The following is a 19,754-nucleotide window of genomic DNA, read 5'->3' as shown; positions in this document are numbered from 1 at the left end:
TGTTTCCGGACGTCATCTCAGCGCTGGTGCCCGCGGCTAAGGCGGTTACCGAAGACACCGGTACGGGGGCGCGGAGCGGGAACGGGGCTGTGCGGCACGGGCGCCGGCGAACCGGTGTTCACGGCGCGAAGCGCCCGGGCGAACAGTTTGGCATCCTGGACAGCCTGAAGACCGTCAGCTTCGGCGCTGATGCGCAACACAATGTCTTCCTGTGCGATGGTGCCGCTGTAGCCGTGATCCGCTTCGCACTGCGGATCACCGCAGCTGGCGGGCCCCATGTCCAGCCGCTGGCCCCCGGACCAGGCGATGGAGAGAGTGAGTTCCCGGACGGGGTCGGAAGGCTTGTAGTTCTGCGGCTGGGCATACATGTAGCTCAGCACCACGGAGCGGATCTGCGCCACGGGCACCGACTCCGTGGAGATCTGCGCAACGATCTGTTCTCCGGCCTCGTCCAGCTGCTGGTCGTCAACGTGGGCGATGACCAGCATGTCGTCTGTCAGCACCAGCACGGTGATGTGCCGACGCACTTCGGCCCGGTCGAAGTGGGTCTCAAGGTGCACAAGGTGCGCCATGCAATCGCGGCCGTCCAGTGCGTCGTCAACAACATCGGCGACCAGCCGGGGGTAGAAGCCTGCCTGCTGGAGGGCCCCTTCAAGGCTCTGGCCCTGGGCACCGTGGTCATGCGCGTTAGGGCTGTGGGGGGCCTGGTGACCGGTTCGGGGTGCTTGCGGCTTCGACGTGGGAGGCTGGGGACTCATTACCCCATTTTCACAGATCGGCTGGGCACTTGCTAACTGTGCTAGCTGCGCATCGCACGCCGGGCGCTGTCGGTCCGCTGGGCAGCGTTCGCGATCCGGACATCGGCCGCCAGGATCGATGCACCCCGCTGGCCGGCCAGCACGGGATTGAACTCAATCAGCGCTATTTCGGGATGGTTGTCCTTGAGGCGGGTCAACCGCGCCGCGATGTCCTCCAGTGCCGCCACATCCACGGCGGGCAGGCCCTGGTAGCCGAACAGTTTCCGGGCGGCGCGCGGCGCGCGGATGAAGTCGTGGACATCGGCGCCGGACAGCGGCGGTACCCGGTGGGCCCAGTCTTCCAGGAGGTTCACGGCATCACCGGCCAGCCCGAAGGAAACCACCGGGCCCAGCAGCGGATCCTCGATCGCCCGGAACGTGCAGGCCTGCCCTACCGGCGCCATCGTCTGGACTTCCATGGACGGCGAACCGTACGGCGCCAGCGCGCGGTGCATTTCAACGATGTTCCGCCGCAACGAATCGGCGTCCTGAATGTCCAGCCGCACGCCGCCCAGATCCAGCCGGTGGCGAAGTGCGGGGTCCGTGGTCTTCAGCACCACGGGCCAGCCCAGCCGCTCCGCGGCCGCTACAGCCTCGTCCGGCGTCTCAAAGCCTTCGGAGGGAACAACATGGATGCCGTAATGGGCCAGCAGCGTTGATGCCGTGGCCGGGTCAAGCTGCACCAACTGTTCCCCGGGGACGTCATGCAGCATGTCCTCCAGCTCCGTCCTGACACTCTCCGGGTCGCAGCCCTCCGGCTCCACGAACAGGCCCTGGTCGCGGTCCACCCACTCGGCGTACTTGACCACGGCGGCGAGCGCTGCGACGGCGGCCCCGGGGTTGGAGTAGCACGGCACTGATCCGCCTGCGGATTCGGCCTGCCCCGGTTCGGCCTGCCCGGATTCGGCCCCCACCATGCCCTCGACGTAGACGGACGGGTCCAGGATCCCGGTAAAGGCGGCGACCACCGGTTTTCCGGCCGCCGCGGAGCATTCCGCCAGGACTCCGGCAATCTTTTCCACGGTCAGGCCGCGCGCCGGCAGCAGCGCCACCACGACGGCGTGGATGGAGTCGGAGGCAAGCGTCCCGGCCAGGCTCTCGCGGAGGGCCGGCAGCGCCAGTGACATGCCGGCGTCGAGATCCACGTCGGTGACGATCCGTTCAACGCCGAGGCCGTTGGCGGCGGCACTGTCCGCCACCACTTTGCCGAGCGCCCGGGAGTTGCTGAAAACGGCGATGTCCGCCCCTGCGGGCAGCGGCTGGCCGGCGACGATCTGTGCCACGTCCATGAGCTGCTCGATTGTTTCCACCCGGATCACCCCGGACTGGCGCATCATCGCGTCCAGTGCGCCTGCGGGCGCCTGCGTGGTCCGCACCGCATGCCCGGGGGGCAGCTGGAGGCCCATGGCATCCGATTTCGCAACAATGACGGGTTTGGTGCGGGCCAGGCGCCGGGCGAGACGGGAAAATTTGCGCGGATTGCCGATGGATTCGAGGTAGAGCCCCACCGCGGCAGTGTCGGCGTCGTCCTCCCAGAACTGCATCATGTCGTTGCCGGAGACGTCCGCCCGGTTACCGGCCGAAAGGAAGGTGGAGAGGCCCAGCCGGCGCCGGCTGGAGGCTGCATACAACGCCACTCCGATGGCGGCGGACTGGCTGAACAGGCCAAGGCCGCCCCGGCGCGGCAGGCTCGGAGCCATGGACGCGTTCAGGGACACGGCCGGGTTGGTGTTGACGATACCCAGGGACGCCGGACCGATCACGCGCATTCCGTTGGACCTGGCCTGGCGGACCAGCTCGCGTTGCCGGGCCAGCCCGCGTTCGCCGTCGTCTGCGTATCCGGCTGTCGCCACCACCACGCCCTTGACTCCGGCGGCCGCGCAGTCAGCCACGACCTTGGGGACTTCTCCATACGGGACGGCGATGATGGCCAGCCCGACGGGGTCCGGCACGTCCGAGAGCCTCGCGAAGGACAGCATGCCCGCAAGTTCCAGCGCCTCGGGGTTGATGGCGTACACGGGCCCGGTGAAGCCGCCTTCGATGATGTGCTCGAGCAGCTGGTAGCCGACGGTCCCCCACTTGCGGCTGGCACCGATCACGGCGACCGACGACGGCGCCAGGAGTTCCTGGATGCTTCGCGCCTCAGCGCGGTGCTCACGTGCCTCCATCACGGCCCGGGACTTTTCGGTGGGGTCGATGTTGAATTCGAGGCTCACGACGCCGTCGTCGAAATGCCTCTTGACGTCGTAGCCGGCGTCGGAGAAGACCATCAGCATTTTGCGGTTTTCCGGCAGCACTTCGGCGCTGAATTTACGGATCCCGTTTTCGCGGGCGGCGGCGGCCAGGTGTTCCAGCAGGATGGAGCCGATGCCGCGGCCCTGGTGGGCGTCGGCTATATTGAAGGCAACCTCGGCTTCTTCGGGATCGGCCAGCCTGTCGTAGCGGCCGATGCCCAGGATTTCGCCGCCAATGGTGATCACCAGCGCCACCCGGTCCTTATAGTCCACCTCCGTGAAGCGCTTCAGCTCCTTGCTGGAGAGCCGCGCCTTGAAGGCGAAGAACCGCATGTAGATGGACTTCTGCGACTGGCCGGTGTGGAAAGCCTGCACGGCGTCGGCATCTGAGGGGTGGATCGGGCGCAGATGAGCCGTCCCGCCGTCCCGCAGAACGACATCGGCTTCCCAATATTCCGGATATACGCCGTCCCCGGGCTGATCCACCATAGGCTTAGCCTAGCTAAAATTCGCCAGTAAACCGTTAAGGATCCACCAGCCCCATGGCCCGCCGCCAAAGTTCCGCCCCGGCAGGGGACGCCGTCCAGGACTACACCGAGAACATCGTTGACATCGACGTCACGTCGGAAATGGAAGGCTCGTTCCTCGAGTACGCCTATTCGGTCATCTATTCGCGGGCCCTCCCGGACGCCCGCGACGGCCTGAAGCCGGTGCAGCGGCGCATTCTCTACATGATGAGCGAGATGGGCCTGCGTCCGGACCGTGGCCACGTGAAAAGCGCCCGCGTGGTGGGCGAAGTCATGGGCAAGCTGCACCCGCACGGCGATACGGCGATCTACGACGCCATGGTCCGCATGGCGCAGGACTTTTCGCTGCGGCTGCCTTTGATAGACGGCCACGGCAACTTCGGCTCGCTCGACGACGGCCCGGCGGCCCCGCGGTACACCGAGGCCCGCCTGGCGGCGGCAGCGCTCAGCCTCACCGATCACCTCGACGAAGACGTGGTGGACTTTGTCCCCAACTACGACAACCAGCTGACCCAGCCGGATGTCCTCCCCGCGGCCTTCCCCAACCTGCTGGTCAACGGCGCCACCGGCATCGCCGTCGGCATGGCCACGAACATGGCCCCGCACAACCTCGTGGAGGTCATCTCCGCTGCAAGGCACCTGATCGCGAACCCGGAGGCCACCCTCGAGGACCTCATGCGGTTCGTCCCCGGACCGGACCTGCCCACCGGCGGACGGATCGTGGGACTGGACGGCATCCGCGACGCGTACGCCACGGGCCGTGGCTCGTTCAAGACACGCGCCAAGGTGGAGGTTGAACAGCTGTCCGCCCGCCGCACCGGGCTGGTGGTCACCGAGCTTCCCTACATGGTGGGCCCGGAGAAGGTGATCGAGAAGATCAAGGACGCCGTCAACGGCAAGAAGCTGACCGGCATCAGCGACATCGTGGACCTCACGGACCGCAAGCACGGCCTGCGGCTGGTCATCGAGCTCAAGAACGGCTTCAATCCGAACGCCGTGCTCCAGCAGCTCTACCGGTACTCGCCCATGGAAGATTCCTTCGGCATCAACAACGTCACCCTGGTGGACGGCCAGCCGCAGACGCTGGGACTGGTTCAGCTCCTCTCCGTCTATGTCGACCACCGCATCAACGTGGTGCGGCGGCGCACGGCCTTCCGGCTGGAGAAGAAGAAGGACCGCCTCCACCTGGTAGAGGGCCTCCTGATCGCCATCGTGGACATCGATGAGGTCATCCAGATCATCCGGTCCTCCGACGAGGTCTCCGCCGCCCGCGAACGCCTCATGTCCATCTACGATCTCACCGAAATCCAGGCGAACTACATCCTGGAACTCCGGCTCCGGCAGCTGACCAAGTACTCCCGGATCGAGCTCGAAAAAGAGCAGGACCAGCTGAAGCGTGAAATCGCAGAGCTGGAGGCCATCCTGGGGTCGGACCAGCGCCTGCGCGAACTGGTGTCCGACGAGCTTGGCGAAATCGCCGAGAAGTACGGCACGCCCCGCCGGACGGTCCTCCTCGAGTCCGAGGCGGTCTCCCCCACCGTCGCCGCGCTGGCTGCTGCACCCGGCGGCAAGGGGAAGGCTGCCCCCCTCGCACTGGAAATAGCCGATGACCCCTGCTGGGCCATCCTGACCGCCAGCGGACAGATCGCCCGGACCTCCAACCAGGAGCCGCTCACCGAGTCCGGTCCGCGGTCAAAACACGACGTCTTCCGGTCCGTGGTGAAAACCTCCGCGCGCGGCGAGATCGCCGCCGTCACGTCACTGGGCCGGATGCTGCGCCTCCAGGTCATGGACATGCCCGTGCTCCCGCCGATGTCGGGGCTTCCCAACCTGGCCGGCGGCGTCCCGGCCAAAGACTTCATCACACTGCTGAAGGGCGAAACGCTGGTTGCGTTCGCTCCGCTGGACACCGTGCTGGCGATCGGTACGGCGCAGGGCATCGTCAAACGCGTGCAGCCCGACTATCCCCTCAACCGCGAGGACTGGGAAGTCATTGCCCTCAAGGACAAGGACACGGTGGTGGGCGTAGAACCCGCCGGGGCGGACGACGTCGACCTCGTGTTCCTGACCCGGCAGGCCCAGCTGCTGCGCTTCAGCGCGGCAAATGTCCGTCCGCAGGGCCGCACCGCGGGCGGCATGGCGGGAATCAAGCTGGGCGCCGGGGACCAGGTGCTGTTCTTCGGCACCGTCGCCCCCGGTGACGAGGACGCCGTCGTGGTGACGGTGTCCGGGACCGAAGGCGCCTTGCCGGGTACGGCTCCGGGTGCCGGAAAGGTGACGGCGTTCGCGGAGTACCCGCCCAAGGGCCGGGCCACTGCGGGAGTTCGTGCGCACCGGTTCCTGAAGGGCGAAGACACCCTCCTTATCGCCTGGGCAGGACACGGTCCGGCCAAGGCGTCCTCGCTGGCTGGAGTGGCGCGGTCGCTTCCGCAGGAACATGGCCGCCGGGATGGCTCCGGCATCCCGCTGTCGCAGGCAGTGGACGCCATTGGGCCGAGCATGACCTGGGCCTAGACTACTGGCATGCCTATCATCCCTGACGAAAAGGACTGGACCTGGGTGCTGACCCGGGCCTGCCCGGAATGCGGTTTCGACGCCTCAACGGTCACTCCGGCCACGGTTCCCGGGAGCGTCTCCAACATGCTTCCCCGCTGGCGGGCCGCACTTCGCCGCCCGGACGTGGCGGAACGCCCGGATGACGCCACGTGGTCCGTGCTGGAGTACGCATCGCACGTCCGGGATGTCTTCAGCCTTTTCGACCACCGGCTCAACCTGATGCTCACCGAAGACAACGCCCGGTTCGAGAACTGGGACCAGGACAAAACTGCGGTGGAGCAGGACTACGCCAATGCGGACCCCGCCGTGGTCAGTGCTGAACTGACCGCCGAGGGGGAACAGATCGCGGAGTCATTCGCCGGCGTGCATGAGGACGAATGGGGCCGGAAGGGCTTCCGGAGCAACGGATCGGAGTTCACGGTGATGACCCTCGCGCAGTACTTCCTGCACGACGTCGTCCATCACCTGCACGACGTCGACGCCTGATCTTCGCAGCTCGCCGGGTCAGCCGGGAACGGGAAATTCCTTGTCCCAGGCCAGGCTCCGGTTGACCGCGGCGTAACCCATCTTTTCGTAGAGGGCGAGCGCGCCGGTGGGATTCTCCGAGTCGACGTCCAGGGATGCCCGGTCCATCCCGGCCGCCGCAAAGCGCCGCATCGCGTCAGCGAGCAGGGCCTGCGCGATGCCCCGTCCGCGGTACTCGCGGCGGACGCCCAGCAGATCCGTGTAGCCCTCGCTGTATCCCCGGGACACCGCGCTGTCCGGGTCATGGCTGGCCAGCTGGTAGCCCGCGACGATCCCGGACGCGCGGTCCAGGACCACTGCGCTCAGGTCGGGCCTGGCCTGCGGATCATTCATCGTGAAACCCCAGGACTCCTCGTCCCTCGGCTCGCTGCCCCAATGGTCACGGAAGGCCGCGTTGTGGGCCTGCCGGACGCCTTCACTGAGCTCCGGGCGCATGGTCACGAGGGCCAGCCCGTCATCGAGCTGCACCTCGGGAAGTGGGACTCCGTCCAAGTGCCGGTGCATCTCGTTGAAATAGCGCACCACCCGGAACCCGGCTTTGCGAAGCAACTGCTGCTGGTGCTCATGCTGCTGCTCCATATGGATCCGCAGCCGCGGGACGGCGCCGCCGCCCCCGGCCGGGCTGTCCTCGGCGAAGCGCCGGACGGTCCGTTCGCTGAGCCATTCCAGCAAGGCCGTCCCGATCCCCCGGCGCTGCCAGCCGGGGTCGACACAGCCGAAGCCGTACGCTTTGTCGCCGTCCATGTTTTTCGTGATGCGGGCATAGGCCCGGGGAACCGCCCCGCGATCCAGCACCAGGAGGGTGTTGGCGGCGGGATGGTTCTTTTTCGATTGCAGGATCTGCTCGAGGTCGGCGGCCCGCTCGAACCACACCGGCTTTTCCGCCTCGGCCGTCCGGGCGATCAGGGCAGCCCACGCCTCAATGTCACCCTCCGCCGCAGGACGCCACTCCATGCCCGCGCCGGCCAGGGACGTCCGCCAGGATCCGGGCATCGGCGCATCGTCGTTCAGCATGGCAACAGGCTAGCGGCCGGTCCCGGCCCGCGCCAGAACCGTCCCGCTTTGCCGGGATGGTCCAGTCAGTGCACGCTCGTCACCGTCCCGCGGTGGCCTCCGGGCCGGGGAACGACGCCGGTGTCCGCTACTGCGTCAAGGTCCAGCCTGCGGTCTGCCGGGTCAATGTCGTCAGGATTGTGGGTGACCAATACCACGGTCCGTCCGGTGAGCCCCTTGCGAAGGTCAGCCAGCATCTCCCTGCCCGCCTCAGCGTCAAGGTGTGCGGTGGGTTCGTCCAGCAGGATCACATCCGCCCCGGTCATGAGCGTCCTGGCAACAGCGAGCCGCTGACGTTCCCCGCCGCTCAGGAACGCGCCGCCGGGCCCGATCCGGGTGTCGGCGCCATGTTCCAGCCGGCGCAGCAGGGGGTCCAGCCCCACGGCGGCCAGGGCGGCAGCCATGTCCTGTCCGTCATCGCCGGCCGTGCCTTCCGGGCGGCCCAGCACGAGGTTGCCGCGGATGGTGGAATCGAAGAGATGCGCCTCCTGTGGACACCAGGCCGCCCGTCCGCTGACTGCCAGCCGGCCGGAATGCGGCAGCAGGAACCCCAGCATCACGGCGAGCAGGGTGGATTTTCCGGATCCGGAGGCGCCTGTCACAGCCAGCCAGCGGCCGGGTTCCGCCGTCGCGGAGACGCCGGTGAAGACCTCCGGGCTGCCAGGCCACGCTGCGGACAGTGCCTGAAGCTCCAGGCCGGGCAGCCCGCCAGGGCGTGATGCGACCGGCTCCAGCCCGCCGGTTCCGGCAGCCGGCCCGGATGCGTCCTGCCGGGGACCGTTGGCGCCTGGGTCCGCGGCAGCGGGAGCGTCGAGCACGCCCGCTTCGCTGATCCGGTCCAGGACCTGGCGGAGCGCCGGATACTGGCGGACCGCCGTCGTGATGGCGGCGTACGGATCCACCAGTGCCAACTGCAGCAGGACCACGACGGCGGCGGTTGCCGGGGCCACAGAGCCGTCCATGACCGCGGGTCCGGCCAGCACAGCACTGGCCAGGGCCGCCGAGCCGCAGGCCAGGACAGTGAGCGCCTGGCCCAGTCCTTCCGCCCACGCGGACCGCTGCGAGGCAGCTGTTGCCTCCTTGTCGGCGTCGCCGATGGCGGCCAGCACCGGGCCCGCAACTCCGTTGGCGTGCAGTTCGGCCCGCGCATCCAGCGCCGCGGCAACGTCACGCAGAACCCCGGAACGGAGCCGCTGCTCGGCCTGCGCGGACATCCTGTCCGCCAGGAGGGCCGCCGCCGGTGCGGCAGCAAGGGACACCAGAGCTGCGGCGATGGCCGCCGGCAGCGCGGCCGGCAGCAGGAGGGCTGAGGCAGCCACTGCTGAGGCGCCCACTGCCACTGCGGTCACGGGCGGCAGGACCACCCGGGGAAGCAGGTCCCGGACGGTGTCGACGTCGTCGATCACCGCGCCCAGCACGTTGCCGCCCTGCAACAGGCGGCGCAGGGACAGCGCCCGGCGGCTTAGCGAATCCCACAGCCGGCCGCGGAGCCTGGTGAGCGAGGCGAAGACGGCATCGTGCAGCAGGAGCCGCTCCGTGTAGCGCAGGACCGCCCTGCCGATGCCGAAGAACCGCACGCCCACGATGGCCGTGAGGAGGTACAGGATGGGCGGCTGCTCGCTGGCCCGGATGATGAGCCAGCCGGACAGTCCCGCCAGGGCTACGGCGAAGAGGGCTGCCAGGACTCCCATGATGCCGGCTGAGCCGAATTTGAGGGACTCCGGCTGCAGGAGTCTGAAGATCCGGGCCGGCGTGTTGCCACCGGATTGTCCCGGGACGGCCCTACCGTCATCCGCGGGCGTTCCGGTGGCGGGAGCGGCGGGGGTACCGATTGGCGTGCGGCGCTCGGGGGCTTGTTTCGCCCCGGCTTCCGCCGCCCGCGCCGTCATTGCCGGCGCTGTTGCCGTTGTTGCGGGGACCTCCCGGAACCCGGCAGCGTTGTCGGGGTCAGTAACCGGCCGGGCCGTTGCGGAGCCTGCGCCCACGGCTACCAGGTGATCCGCCAGTTCGCGGGTGAGACGGTCGTGCGCCACCAGCAGGACGGTGGCCCGGCCGCGCAGTTTCCGGATGGATTCGTTGACCACGTTGGCGGATTCACGGTCCAGGTGGGCAGTGGGTTCGTCCAGCAGCAGCAGCGTCGCGCCGGCCTCAATCCGGGCCAGGCCGCGCGCCAGGGCAACCCTGCGCAGCTCCCCCGGGCTGAGTTCGGCGGGGTGCTTCCCGGCCAGATGGCCGGCTCCGGCTGCCTCGAGGCAGCGTTGTGCAGCGGCGGCAGTGCTGCTGCCGGAAGAGGCTGTGGCGGCACCATCCCCCAGGTAGAGCCGCACCTCGGCCAGAACGCTTTTCTCCACCATGACCGGATGCTGCGGCACCCACGCCACTTTCGATGGCGAAAACCCCGCAATGCGTCCGCCCACCACGGCACCGCCGCCGGTGCCCACGGTTCCCGCCAGGACGCCCAGGATGGTGCTCTTACCCGCCCCGCTGGCGCCGTCGAGGGCGGTGATCCGCCCTGCGGGCGCGTCAAAGCTGAGCGGCCCGACGGCGGGCTCCATCCGTCCGCCGTACACCACCACAAGATTGCTGACGGTTACCGCCGGAAGGTCCGCGCCGCCGTCGGACGCCAATTTTTCGGGGAGCAGGCCGTCTTCGGCACCGATGCCGGCCTGCGGCTGCAGGGGCTGGACTTCGGGTGCGTCCATGACCGCGGTGACCTCGGCCAGGGCAACACGGCCGTCGTCACTGGCGTGGTGGGCGGTGCCCAGTTCCCGCAGCGGCAGGTAGCAGTCCGGCGCCAGGATCAGGGCAAGCAGCCCGGCCTCAAGCGCCATGTCCCCGTGCACCAGTCGAACACCGATGAAAACGGCTACAACGGCGACTGAGATCGTGGCGATAAGTTCCAGGGCGAGGGCGGACAGGAAGGCTGTCCGAAGGGTTTCCATGGTGCGGGACCGGTACTGCTCGGAAATGTCCTCCAGTGCCTTCCGCTGGGCGGTGGCCCGGCCCAGGCCCACCAGCACGGGCAGGCCTTTGGCCAGTTCCAGCATGTGGCCGGACAACCTGGCCAGGGCCGATTGCGCGATCCGCACCCGGTCTTCGGTGTAGCGGCCGATCAGCACCATGAAGACCGGAACCAGCGGCACAGTCAGCACGACCACCACCGCGCTGACCCAGTCGGCGAGCAGGATCCGGGCGCCAAGCAGGAGCGGGACGGCGGCGCAGTTGACGAGGGCCGGCAGGAACTGGGTGTAGTAGCTGTCCAGCGCGTCCAAGCCCCGCGTGGCCAGGATGGCCAGGCCGCCGTCGGAGGGGCCCGCCGCACGGGTGCCGTTCCTCAACGCCCGTTCCAGCAGGGCCGTCCGCAGTTCCTCCTTGACCCCCAGGGCGGCCCGGCGGGACGCCACGCCCTGGGCCCAAACCGTCAGGGACCGAAGGACGACTCCGGCCATTCCCCAACCCAGCTGCTCGGCCCAGGCCGGGTTCTGGGCGACCAGTCCGGCAAGGACGGATGCCACGGCCTGGGCCATGAGCACCAGCGACAATGCCTTGAGGGCCGCAAGGAGGCCCAGCCAATAGAGCGCGAGACGGTTTGCGGGGCCGGCCGGGAACTGCGGTCTCATGGGGTCCTAGTCTTTGGGGGCCAGTGCCCTGGCGGCGATGGCAGGAAGGAAGCTGTGGGCTTCCGGAATGTGGGCGGCGCTGACCCGGCGGCGGAACACCCAGTAGGTCCAAGCCTGGTATGCCAGCACCAGCGGCAGTCCCACGCAGGCCACGATGCTCATCAGACCCAGCGTGTAGTCGGAGGAAGAGGCATTGGAAACGGTCAGGTTAAAGTCCGCGTTGATGGTGGAGGGAAGCACCACCGGGAAGGCGGCACCGAAGATTGAGGCGCTGCCGAGGAGCAGGAACACCCCCAGCGACACGAACGCCTTCCCTTCCAGGCCGTTCCGGCCGAATTGCCAGGCCAGCACTGCGGCCACAACCGCAGCGGCAACCGCCGCAATGGTCCAGGCCTCGCCGCTGAGAAGCTGGACGCTGATGGCCCAGCCGGCAATCGGGAGCAGGAGGACGGGCAGGAGCCGGACAAACCAGTTGCGGGCGCGGTGCCTGACGTCACCGTCGGTTTTCAGTGCCAGGAACGCCAGCGCGTGCAGCAGGGAGAAGCACACAACGGCAAGCCCGCCCAGGACGGCGTAACCGCTGAACCAGGCGAACGGTCCGCCCTCGCGGTCACCGTTCGCATTGATGGGAAGCCCGGTGGTGGTCAGCGCAAGCGCCGCACCGACGCCGAATGCAGCGACGAGGGATCCGGCCGCAATGGCCCAGTCCCACACTGCGCGCCAGCGGTCGGTGTCCACCTTGCCGCGGTATTCGAAAGCCACGGCACGGAAGATGAGGGCCACGAGGACCACCAGCAGGGGAAGGTAGAGGGCGGAGAACAGTGAGGCGTACCAGAGCGGGAAGGCGGCGAAGGTGGCACCGCCGGCCGTCAGCAGCCAGACCTCGTTGCCGTCCCAGACGGGTCCGATCGTATTGAGCAGGACACGGCGTTCGGTGTTGTTGCGGGCGAAGAGCTTCATCAGCATTCCGACGCCGAGGTCGAATCCTTCGAGGAAGAGGTATCCCGTCCACAACACCGCGATGGCCATGAACCAGATGGTGGGCAGCAGTTCCATTGTCGAATTTCCTCTGCGCTTAGTAGGCGAATGCCAGGACGTCGTCGGAGCCGCCGGGTTTCCCCGTGCCGGGGCCGGGTGTGGCGTCCTCGTTTTCGTCGGCCGGGGCGTGGGCGAGTTCGGGCATGGCGGACACGACGCCGCCGCGGATGTACTTCACGAGGAGCTTCACTTCCACCACCAACAGCACGGCATACACGGCGGTCAGGACCACCAGGGAGGTGAGCAGTTCCCCGGCGGACACGCCCGGTGAAACAGCCGCGGCGGTGAACATGAACACCTGGTCGATCCCACTGGGGTCGGGGTTGGGCGCCACCACGAACGGCTGGCGTCCCATTTCGGTAAAGATCCAGCCGGCAGCGTTAGCGCCGAACGGTGCCATGATGCCGAATACTGCGAGACGCATCAGTCCACGCGACGCCGGCACGGTGCCCTTGCGGGTCAGCCAGAGGGCCACAAGTGCCGCGAGGGCAGCCAGGCCGCCGAAACCGATCATCATCCGGAAGCCCCAGTAGGTCACCTCCATGACCGGAACGTACTCAATTTCCTGCCCTGCCCGGTCGCCGTAGATGGGGTTGTCCGGTAGGTGGGTTCCGTAGTCGGCCTTGTACTGGTCCAGCAGGCTGTTGACGCCCTTCACCTCGGTGGTGAAGTCGCCCTTGGCGAGGAAGGACAGGATCCCGGGAACCTCGATGACGGCGACGATGTCGTCACAGTTCTTCGAACCGAGGTTGCCGACGCTCAGGACGGAGAAGCCGGTGCCGTCGTGGCACGCGGCCTCGGCCGCGGCCATCTTCATGGGCTGCTGTTCGAACATCAGCTTGCCTTGGAGGTCGCCGGTGAGGGCCGTACCGGCGAATGAAATCATGGCGACGACGGCGCCGATCCGCAGCGAGCGGAGCCAGACCTTGTGGTCAGCCTTGTCCCGGCCGGGGATGTCCGCTTCGCCGGGAATGACCTTGCCGTCCGGGCCAACGGTGTCGATGCCGTCGTGGCGCCGGCGCCAGAGGTGGTACCAGGCAATGCCCAGCAGGAAGCCGCCGGCTACGGCCAGGGCGCCGAAGAGGGTGTGCGGTACCGCGACGAGGGCGGTGTTGTTGGTGAAGACTGCCCAGGCGTCAGTCATGACCGGGCGGCCGTTGATCATTTCCACGCCGACGGGATGCTGCATCCAGCTGTTGGCCACGATGATGAAGTACGCGGAGAACACGGATCCCACGACGGCAATCCAGAGGCAGGCCAGGTGGACTCCACGCTTGAGCTGCTTCCAGCCGAAGATCCACAGCCCCAGGAAAGTGGATTCCACGAAGAAGGCCAGCAGTGCCTCGAGCGCCAGCGGCGCCCCGAACACGTCACCGACGAAGCGGCTGTACTCGCTCCACGCCATCCCGAACTGGAACTCCTGCACGATGCCGGTGGCGACGCCCATGATGAAGTTGATAAGGAAGAGCTTCCCCCAGAACTTGGTCATGCGCAGGTACTCCGGCTTGCCGGTGCGGTACCAGACCGTCTGCATGACTGCCACCACGAGGCCCAGCCCGATGGTCAGCGGGACCATCATGAAGTGGTAAACGGTGGTGATTCCGAATTGCCAGCGTGCGATTTCCAAAGCGTCCAAGGCAGTCCCTACTTTTGGCTAGGCTTTCATCAGTCCAAGTCTTCTACGCTTCGTAGAAGACCAACTTCTACAGAGTGTAGAACACTTTGGGCATGCAGTGTAAACCAACAGTTCCACCGGCCGCAGGCCGTGGCAAGGGTGCGGCGCGCCGATTGTTCTACCTCATGTAGAAAGAATCTGCAAAAAGAGGTAAATTTAGAACTCAAGTATTCGAACTACGTTCCGCGAAGGCTGCTCCGGCTTCGCGGATCGAAACGTTAAGAAGGATGTACGGAATGGCAAGTCTTGGTGAACTGGAACGGGCAGTGATGGATCTGCTCTGGGCAGGTCAGGAAGCGGCCACCGCGAACACCCTGAGGGACCTGCTGGCGCAGAGCACCCAGGCCCAGGGCGGCACCGCCGGCCACGAAGGCAAGGATCTCGCCGTGACCACGGTCCTGACTGTGCTGTCACGCCTGGAGAAGAAGGGGCTTGTGGAACGCGAACGCGGCACACGTCCCCACCGCTATCAGGCCGTATCCAGCCGGGCGGACCACACCGCCGAACTCATGCATGAGGTTCTGGGATCGGCGCCGGACCGCGAAGCTGTCCTCGCCCGCTTTATTGGGTCCGTCACCGAAAGTGAAGCCGAAACGCTGCGCAAACTGCTTGGCCACATCTAATAGCGCATGTTCTGGACCTCATATTTGCTGGCGGTCCTGGCGATAGTCCTGGCTTGGCCGGTGCCTATCCTTCTTTCGCGCGCGCAATGGCCGGCCCGATCACCTTTCACCGCCATGCTGCTCTGGCAGGCGATCGGCCTCGCCGGCGGCCTGTCAATGATCGGCGCCATGCTGGTTTACGGGCTCGAGCCGATCGGTGACAATCTCCTGGCCGGACTGCGCGGTCTGGCCGGCATGGTCCTTTTCGATGCGCCCACGACGGCACTGGGGTTCTGGCACCTTTTCGCGCTGTCGGCAGCGGCCCTCCTCACCGCGCACCTCGTGTTTACCCTGCTGCTGACCTACTACCGGATCGAACGCCAGCGCAGGCGCCACCGCGAACTCCTGGCGCTTCTGGCGTCACCGTCGACGGACGGTCCGGGAACCGTGGTCATCAACCACGATTCACCCGTGGCGTACTGCCTCCCCGGCGGCGCCCGCTCCGTCACCGTCCTGAGCGACGGCCTGATGGCGGCGCTGGAGCCTGCAGAGCTTCGCGCCGTCCTGATCCACGAGAACGCCCACCTGAGCCAGCGCCACCACCTCCTGCTGTGGGCTTTCGCGGCGTGGCGCCAGGCCCTCCCCTGGCTGCCGACCACCCGACTAGCCCAGGAAGCCGTGAGCTCCCTGATCGAAATGCTCGCTGACGACGTCGCCCTGAAGACCGAAAGCAAAGCCACACTGATCAAGGCGATCGCCATCGTTGCCAGCGGACCAAGCGGTGTGCCCGCCAGCCGGGTGGGGTTCAACGGCGCCGGACTTCCGTCGGCAGCAGATGGAATAGTCGACGGCGGCATCCAGGGAGCGTCCGGCGGGGCCGGTTCTGCTGGCACCACGGCATCCAGGGTCAGCCGGCTGCTATCTCCCAAGGACCCGCTGCCGGCTCCGCTGCGGGGCCTTGTCCTCGCAGGCTGCCTGCTGCTGCTGGCACTGCCCACAGCCCTGCTGATTGTCCCGGGGCTGCTCGGCTAGCAGGACAGCCGGCCGCCGCCGGCGTCAGGCGTCGATCCGCTCCCGGTCCAGGCCCGCAGCACCGGCGATGATAAAGTCCTTGCGCGGCGCGACATCGGAGCCCATTAGCAGGTCGAACGTTTCCTCCGCCTGTTTGGCGTTTTCGATCCCCACCTTGCGCAGTGTCCGGTGGCGCGGGTCCATGGTGGTCTCCGCCAGCTGTTCGGCATCCATTTCACCCAGGCCCTTGTAGCGCTGGATGGGCTCCTTGTAGCGCTTCCCCTCCTTGGCCAGCCTGGCCAGCAGGACGTGGAGTTCGGCCTCGGAGTAGGTGTAGATCATCTCGTTGGCCTTCTGCCCGGCATTGATGACCTCCACCCGGTGCAGCGGCGGCACGGCGGCGAACACCCTGCCCTCATCGATCATGGGCCGCATGTAGCGGAAGAAGAGGGTGAGAAGCAGCGTGCGGATGTGGGCGCCGTCCACATCGGCGTCGGTCATGAGGATCACTTTGCCGTAGCGTGCGGCACTGATGTCGAAGCTGCGCCCGGACCCGGCACCCACCACTTGGATCAGAGCCGCGCACTCGGCGTTGGACAGCATGTCCCCCACCGAGGCCTTCTGGACGTTGAGGATCTTGCCCCGGATCGGCAGCAGTGCCTGGAAGTCCGAGGAACGAGCCAGCTTTGCGGTACCCAGTGCGGAATCGCCCTCGACAATGAACAATTCCGAGCGCGCCACGTCATCGGTGCGGCAATCGGCGAGCTTCGTGGGCATCGATGACGTCTCCAGCGCGTTCTTGCGCCGCTGCGTCTCCTTGTGCACCCGCGCCGAAATGCGGGACTTCATCTCGCTGACGATTTTTTCCAGGAGAAGGGCGGACTGCGCCTTGTCATTGCGGTTGGCCGAGTTCAGTTTCGCGTTGATTTCCTTCTCCACCACCCGGGCAACAATCGCCCGGACCGCGGACGTGCCGAGGATCTCCTTGGTCTGGCCCTCGAACTGCGGCTCAGCCAGGCGCACTGTCAGCACAGCAGTCAGCCCCGCGAAAATGTCATCTTTTTCGATCTTGTCGTTGCCGGCCTTGAGCTTGCGGGCGTTCGTCTCCACGGCCTTGCGGAAGGTCTTCACCAGCGCCTGCTCGAAGCCCGACTGGTGCGTCCCGCCCTTGGGAGTGGAGATGATGTTGACGAAGCTGCGGACCGTGCTGTCGTAGCCGATTCCCCAGCGAAGGGCGACGTCCACTTCACAGTCGCGCTCGACCTCGGCCAGCTGGCTGTGGCCGCGCTCGTCCAGGACCGGAACGGTTTCCTTGAACTTCCCCGAGCCGTGCAGCCGCCAGGTGTCGGTGACCGCGGGATCCGCTGCGAGGAAGTCGACGAACTCGGAGATGCCGCCATCGTGGTGGAAGATTTCCTCGTGGCCGGCCAGCTCGCCCGGGGTGCCCGCAATCCGCCGTTGATCGCGGACGGTCAGTTTAAGGCCCGGGATGAGGAAGGAAGTCTGCCGGGCCCGGGCGGCCAGCTCGTCATAGGAGAATTTGGCGTCCGGGGTGAAGATCTGGCGGTCGGCCCAATAGCGGATCCGGGTGCCGGTGACGCCGCGCTTGGCTTTGCCCACGACATCGAGGACGGAGTCATTGACGAACGGTTCGAATGCCGCCGCGGGATCGGGCTTCGTGCCCGGGTCCTTGAACCGCCCCGGTTCGCCGCGCCGGAAGGACATTTTGTACGTCTTGCCGCCGCGGTCCACTTCCACGTCCAGCCGGGAGGAGAGCGCATTGACCACCGAAGCGCCCACGCCGTGCAGGCCGCCGGACGCCGTGTAGGAGCCGCCGCCGAATTTTCCGCCGGCGTGCAACTTGGTGAACACAACCTCGACGCCGGTCAGTCCGGTCTTGGGTTCGACGTCAATGGGGATACCTCGTCCGTCATCATGGATCTCCACCGAGTTGTCGGCGTGCAGGATGATCTTGATGTCGTGCCCGAACCCGGCCAGTGCCTCATCGACGGAGTTGTCGATGATCTCCCACAGGCAGTGCATCAAGCCTCGGGAGTCGGTGGAACCGATGTACATGCCCGGGCGCTTGCGGACGGCCTCGAGGCCTTCCAGTACAGACAGGTGCCGGGCGGTGTAATCAGAACTTGGTGCCACGGGTTGTGAACTCCTTCAGTGACGGACAACTAATGCTTTTGGCGCTCTTCCTAGGTTAGTCGGCCCGCGCGGGCCCGTCCGCCAGCCACTCCAGCAGCGGGGCACGATCGGCGCACCCCGTTACGGAACGGTGATACGCGCACAGCGAAAGTGATCCATCCTTGTCATGGTTTTGCTACGAATGCTGGTTATATAGATATACAGATCTACTAAGGAGGCCGAAATGACAACAGCAGTTGCGGACCGCACGCTCAACGCACTGGACCGGTGCGATCGTTGCGGAGCACAGGCGTACGTCCGGGTTGTTCTCGAGTCCTCCGGCGGGGAGCTGCTCTTCTGCGGCCACCACGCTCGGGCAGTCGAAGCGACGCTCAAGCCGCTGAGTTCCGACTGGCACGACGAGACCGGCCGGCTCCACGAGAAGCCCACGGTATCGGTGGACTAAGCAACTCTCTGATGACAAAACAGGGCTCCTCCGCTTGGGAGGGGCCCTGTTTGTTTGCCATCGTCTTCCACACGCTGCCGCGTCATGCGAAAGGCCCCGCCATCGGCGGGGCCTTTCGCTGTTACTGACCCTGGAGCGGCCGGGCAAACGCCGGCCGCCGCCAGTCGGGGCTAGGGCCGCTTAGTCCAGGTAGTCCCGCAGGACCTGGGACCGGGACGGGTGCCGCAGCTTGGACATCGTCTTGGATTCGATCTGGCGGATACGCTCGCGCGTCACTCCGTAGACCTTGCCGATTTCGTCTAAAGTCTTCGGCTGTCCGTCGGTCAGGCCGAACCGCATGGCGACAACGCCGGCTTCGCGCTCGGACAACGTGTCCAGAACCGAGTGGAGCTGTTCCTGCAGCAGGGTGAAGCTGACCGCGTCGGCAGGAACCACAGCCTCGGAGTCCTCGATGAGGTCACCGAACTCGGAGTCGCCGTCCTCGCCCAGGGGGGTGTGCAGCGAGATCGGCTCGCGGCCGTACTTCTGGACTTCCACGACTTTCTCGGGGGTCATGTCCAGCTCGAGGGCCAGCTCCTCAGGCGTAGGTTCGCGGCCGAGGTCCTGCAGCATCTGGCGCTGGACACGGGCCAGCTTGTTGATGACTTCCACCATGTGCACCGGGATGCGGATGGTGCGGGCCTGGTCGGCCATGGCACGGGTAATGGCCTGGCGGATCCACCACGTGGCGTAGGTAGAGAACTTGAAGCCCTTGGTGTAGTCAAATTTCTCGACTGCACGGATGAGGCCAAGGTTGCCTTCCTGGATGAGATCCAGGAACAGCATGCCGCGGCCGGTGTAGCGCTTGGCCAGCGAGACAACGAGACGGAGGTTGGCCTCCAGCAGGTGGTTCTTGGCGCGCTTGCCGTCGTGGATGACGAATTCGAGCTCACGCTTGAGCTTCGGATCCATGGAACCGTCGTCCGCCGCGATCTTCTCTTCGGCGAACAAGCCCGCCTCGATCCGGAGCGCAAGGTCCACTTCCTGTTCAGCGTTCAGCAGGGCAACCTTGCCGATCTGCTTCAGGTAGTCCTTGACGGGGTCGGCGGTGGCGCCGGCCGACATGACCTGCTGGACCGGGGCGTCGTCGTCATCGGCATCGGAATACACGAAGCCGGTGCCGGTGGCGGCAGCGCCGGTCTTGCTGGCGGCTTCCTCCTCGGTCAGCTCCGATGGATCCGGAGTCACGTCGTCCAGATCTTCATCCAGTTCGACGTCCTCTGTATCGTCGTCGTCCGACGTGCGCGTCTTGCCGGCGGCCTCGGCGGCAGCCTTGGCGCCGGGCTTGGGTCCGCGCTTTTTGGGCTCGGGTTTTGCCGGGGCGCCGCCCTCGGCAGAAGTAGCATCTTTGACAGCCTTATTGGCTGCACGCGTGGCGGCACGCTTGGCGCTCGTCGCCGCCTTCTTCTCCTCAGGGGACAATTCGGCCTGGTCGGCGGGTTCCTTCTTCGCGGAAGACGGGGTCACAGAAAACCTTT

The 19,754-nt window shown here is 66.7% G+C and carries 13 protein-coding genes; 5 read left to right on the top strand and 8 right to left on the bottom strand.

Translation table 11 applies throughout. From position 1 onward, the window contains the following. Positions 1–17: 17 nt before the first annotated feature. Positions 18–758: a DUF5998 family protein gene (locus JOE41_RS19130; RefSeq protein ID WP_011691489.1), complete on the bottom strand. Its 741-nt coding sequence runs from the start codon at positions 756–758 to the stop codon at positions 18–20. Positions 759–799: 41 nt separating this feature from the next. Continuing rightward, positions 800–3,520: a GNAT family N-acetyltransferase gene (locus JOE41_RS19125; RefSeq protein WP_209753250.1), complete on the bottom strand. Its 2,721-nt coding sequence runs from the start codon at positions 3,518–3,520 to the stop codon at positions 800–802. Between the two features lie 53 nt (positions 3,521–3,573). Between JOE41_RS19125 and JOE41_RS19120 the strand changes: the two genes are divergently transcribed. Then, on the top strand, positions 3,574–6,072 hold the full coding sequence (locus JOE41_RS19120) for a DNA topoisomerase (ATP-hydrolyzing) subunit A (protein WP_209753249.1): 2,499 nt from the start codon (positions 3,574–3,576) through the stop codon (positions 6,070–6,072). Between the two features lie 9 nt (positions 6,073–6,081). Beyond that, positions 6,082–6,600, top strand: a complete 519-nt coding sequence (locus JOE41_RS19115) for a DinB family protein (protein ID WP_011691486.1) — start codon at positions 6,082–6,084, stop codon at positions 6,598–6,600. Positions 6,601–6,618: 18 nt separating this feature from the next. On the opposite strand, the gene JOE41_RS19110 is transcribed toward JOE41_RS19115, so the two are convergent. From JOE41_RS19110 to JOE41_RS19095, 4 genes are all read right to left on the bottom strand, one after another. Beyond that, positions 6,619–7,653: a GNAT family N-acetyltransferase gene (locus tag JOE41_RS19110; RefSeq protein WP_209753248.1), complete on the bottom strand. Its 1,035-nt coding sequence runs from the start codon at positions 7,651–7,653 to the stop codon at positions 6,619–6,621. Positions 7,654–7,718: 65 nt separating this feature from the next. After that, positions 7,719–11,312: a thiol reductant ABC exporter subunit CydD gene (gene cydD, locus JOE41_RS19105; RefSeq protein WP_209753247.1), complete on the bottom strand. Its 3,594-nt coding sequence runs from the start codon at positions 11,310–11,312 to the stop codon at positions 7,719–7,721. 6 nt (positions 11,313–11,318) lie between these two features. Next, the gene (gene cydB / locus JOE41_RS19100) at positions 11,319–12,368 is read right to left on the bottom strand and encodes a cytochrome d ubiquinol oxidase subunit II (RefSeq protein ID WP_209753246.1); all 1,050 of its coding nucleotides are present in this window, start codon (positions 12,366–12,368) and stop codon (positions 11,319–11,321) included. Positions 12,369–12,387: 19 nt separating this feature from the next. Continuing rightward, positions 12,388–13,986, bottom strand: coding sequence for a cytochrome ubiquinol oxidase subunit I (locus tag JOE41_RS19095; RefSeq protein WP_011691482.1), 1,599 nt, complete (start codon positions 13,984–13,986; stop codon positions 12,388–12,390). Positions 13,987–14,261: 275 nt separating this feature from the next. On the opposite strand from JOE41_RS19095, the gene JOE41_RS19090 reads away from it, so the two are divergent. Then, complete coding sequence (locus JOE41_RS19090; protein ID WP_011691481.1) at positions 14,262–14,648, top strand: BlaI/MecI/CopY family transcriptional regulator; 387 nt, start codon at positions 14,262–14,264, stop codon at positions 14,646–14,648. Between the two features lie 6 nt (positions 14,649–14,654). Then, positions 14,655–15,659, top strand: coding sequence for a M56 family metallopeptidase (locus JOE41_RS19085; RefSeq protein WP_209753245.1), 1,005 nt, complete (start codon positions 14,655–14,657; stop codon positions 15,657–15,659). 24 nt (positions 15,660–15,683) lie between these two features. Here JOE41_RS19085 and JOE41_RS19080 read toward each other — a convergent pair whose 3' ends face one another. Continuing rightward, the gene (locus JOE41_RS19080; RefSeq protein ID WP_011691479.1) at positions 15,684–17,792 is read right to left on the bottom strand and encodes a type IIA DNA topoisomerase subunit B; all 2,109 of its coding nucleotides are present in this window, start codon (positions 17,790–17,792) and stop codon (positions 15,684–15,686) included. 223 nt (positions 17,793–18,015) lie between these two features. On the opposite strand from JOE41_RS19080, the gene JOE41_RS19075 reads away from it, so the two are divergent. Beyond that, on the top strand, positions 18,016–18,237 hold the full coding sequence (locus JOE41_RS19075; protein WP_011691478.1) for a hypothetical protein: 222 nt from the start codon (positions 18,016–18,018) through the stop codon (positions 18,235–18,237). A 180-nt stretch (positions 18,238–18,417) separates the two neighbouring features. On the opposite strand, the gene JOE41_RS19070 is transcribed toward JOE41_RS19075, so the two are convergent. Then, positions 18,418–19,743 carry an RNA polymerase sigma factor gene (locus JOE41_RS19070; protein ID WP_011691477.1) on the bottom strand — a complete coding sequence of 442 codons (1,326 nt, stop codon included), beginning with the start codon at positions 19,741–19,743 and terminating at the stop codon, positions 18,418–18,420. Between the last annotated feature and the right edge of the window lie 11 nt (positions 19,744–19,754).

It is taken from the genome of Arthrobacter sp. PvP103 (genome assembly GCF_017833075.1).
Classification (GTDB): Bacteria; Actinomycetota; Actinomycetes; order Actinomycetales; family Micrococcaceae; genus Arthrobacter.
The sequence above is the reverse complement of the archived record's forward strand: the minus strand, read 5'-3'. Positions and strand labels throughout refer to the sequence as shown.

Coding starts and splice junctions, on each gene's coding strand:
- JOE41_RS19130 (WP_011691489.1), bottom strand. CDS start 758: ATGAGTCCCCAGCCTCCCACGTCGAAGCCGCAAGCACCCCGAACCGGT.
- JOE41_RS19125 (WP_209753250.1), bottom strand. CDS start 3,520: ATGGTGGATCAGCCCGGGGACGGCGTATATCCGGAATATTGGGAAGCC.
- JOE41_RS19120 (WP_209753249.1), top strand. CDS start 3,574: ATGGCCCGCCGCCAAAGTTCCGCCCCGGCAGGGGACGCCGTCCAGGAC.
- JOE41_RS19115 (WP_011691486.1), top strand. CDS start 6,082: ATGCCTATCATCCCTGACGAAAAGGACTGGACCTGGGTGCTGACCCGG.
- JOE41_RS19110 (WP_209753248.1), bottom strand. CDS start 7,653: ATGCTGAACGACGATGCGCCGATGCCCGGATCCTGGCGGACGTCCCTG.
- cydD (WP_209753247.1), bottom strand. CDS start 11,312: ATGAGACCGCAGTTCCCGGCCGGCCCCGCAAACCGTCTCGCGCTCTAT.
- cydB (WP_209753246.1), bottom strand. CDS start 12,368: ATGGAACTGCTGCCCACCATCTGGTTCATGGCCATCGCGGTGTTGTGG.
- JOE41_RS19090 (WP_011691481.1), top strand. CDS start 14,262: ATGGCAAGTCTTGGTGAACTGGAACGGGCAGTGATGGATCTGCTCTGG.
- JOE41_RS19085 (WP_209753245.1), top strand. CDS start 14,655: ATGTTCTGGACCTCATATTTGCTGGCGGTCCTGGCGATAGTCCTGGCT.
- JOE41_RS19075 (WP_011691478.1), top strand. CDS start 18,016: ATGACAACAGCAGTTGCGGACCGCACGCTCAACGCACTGGACCGGTGC.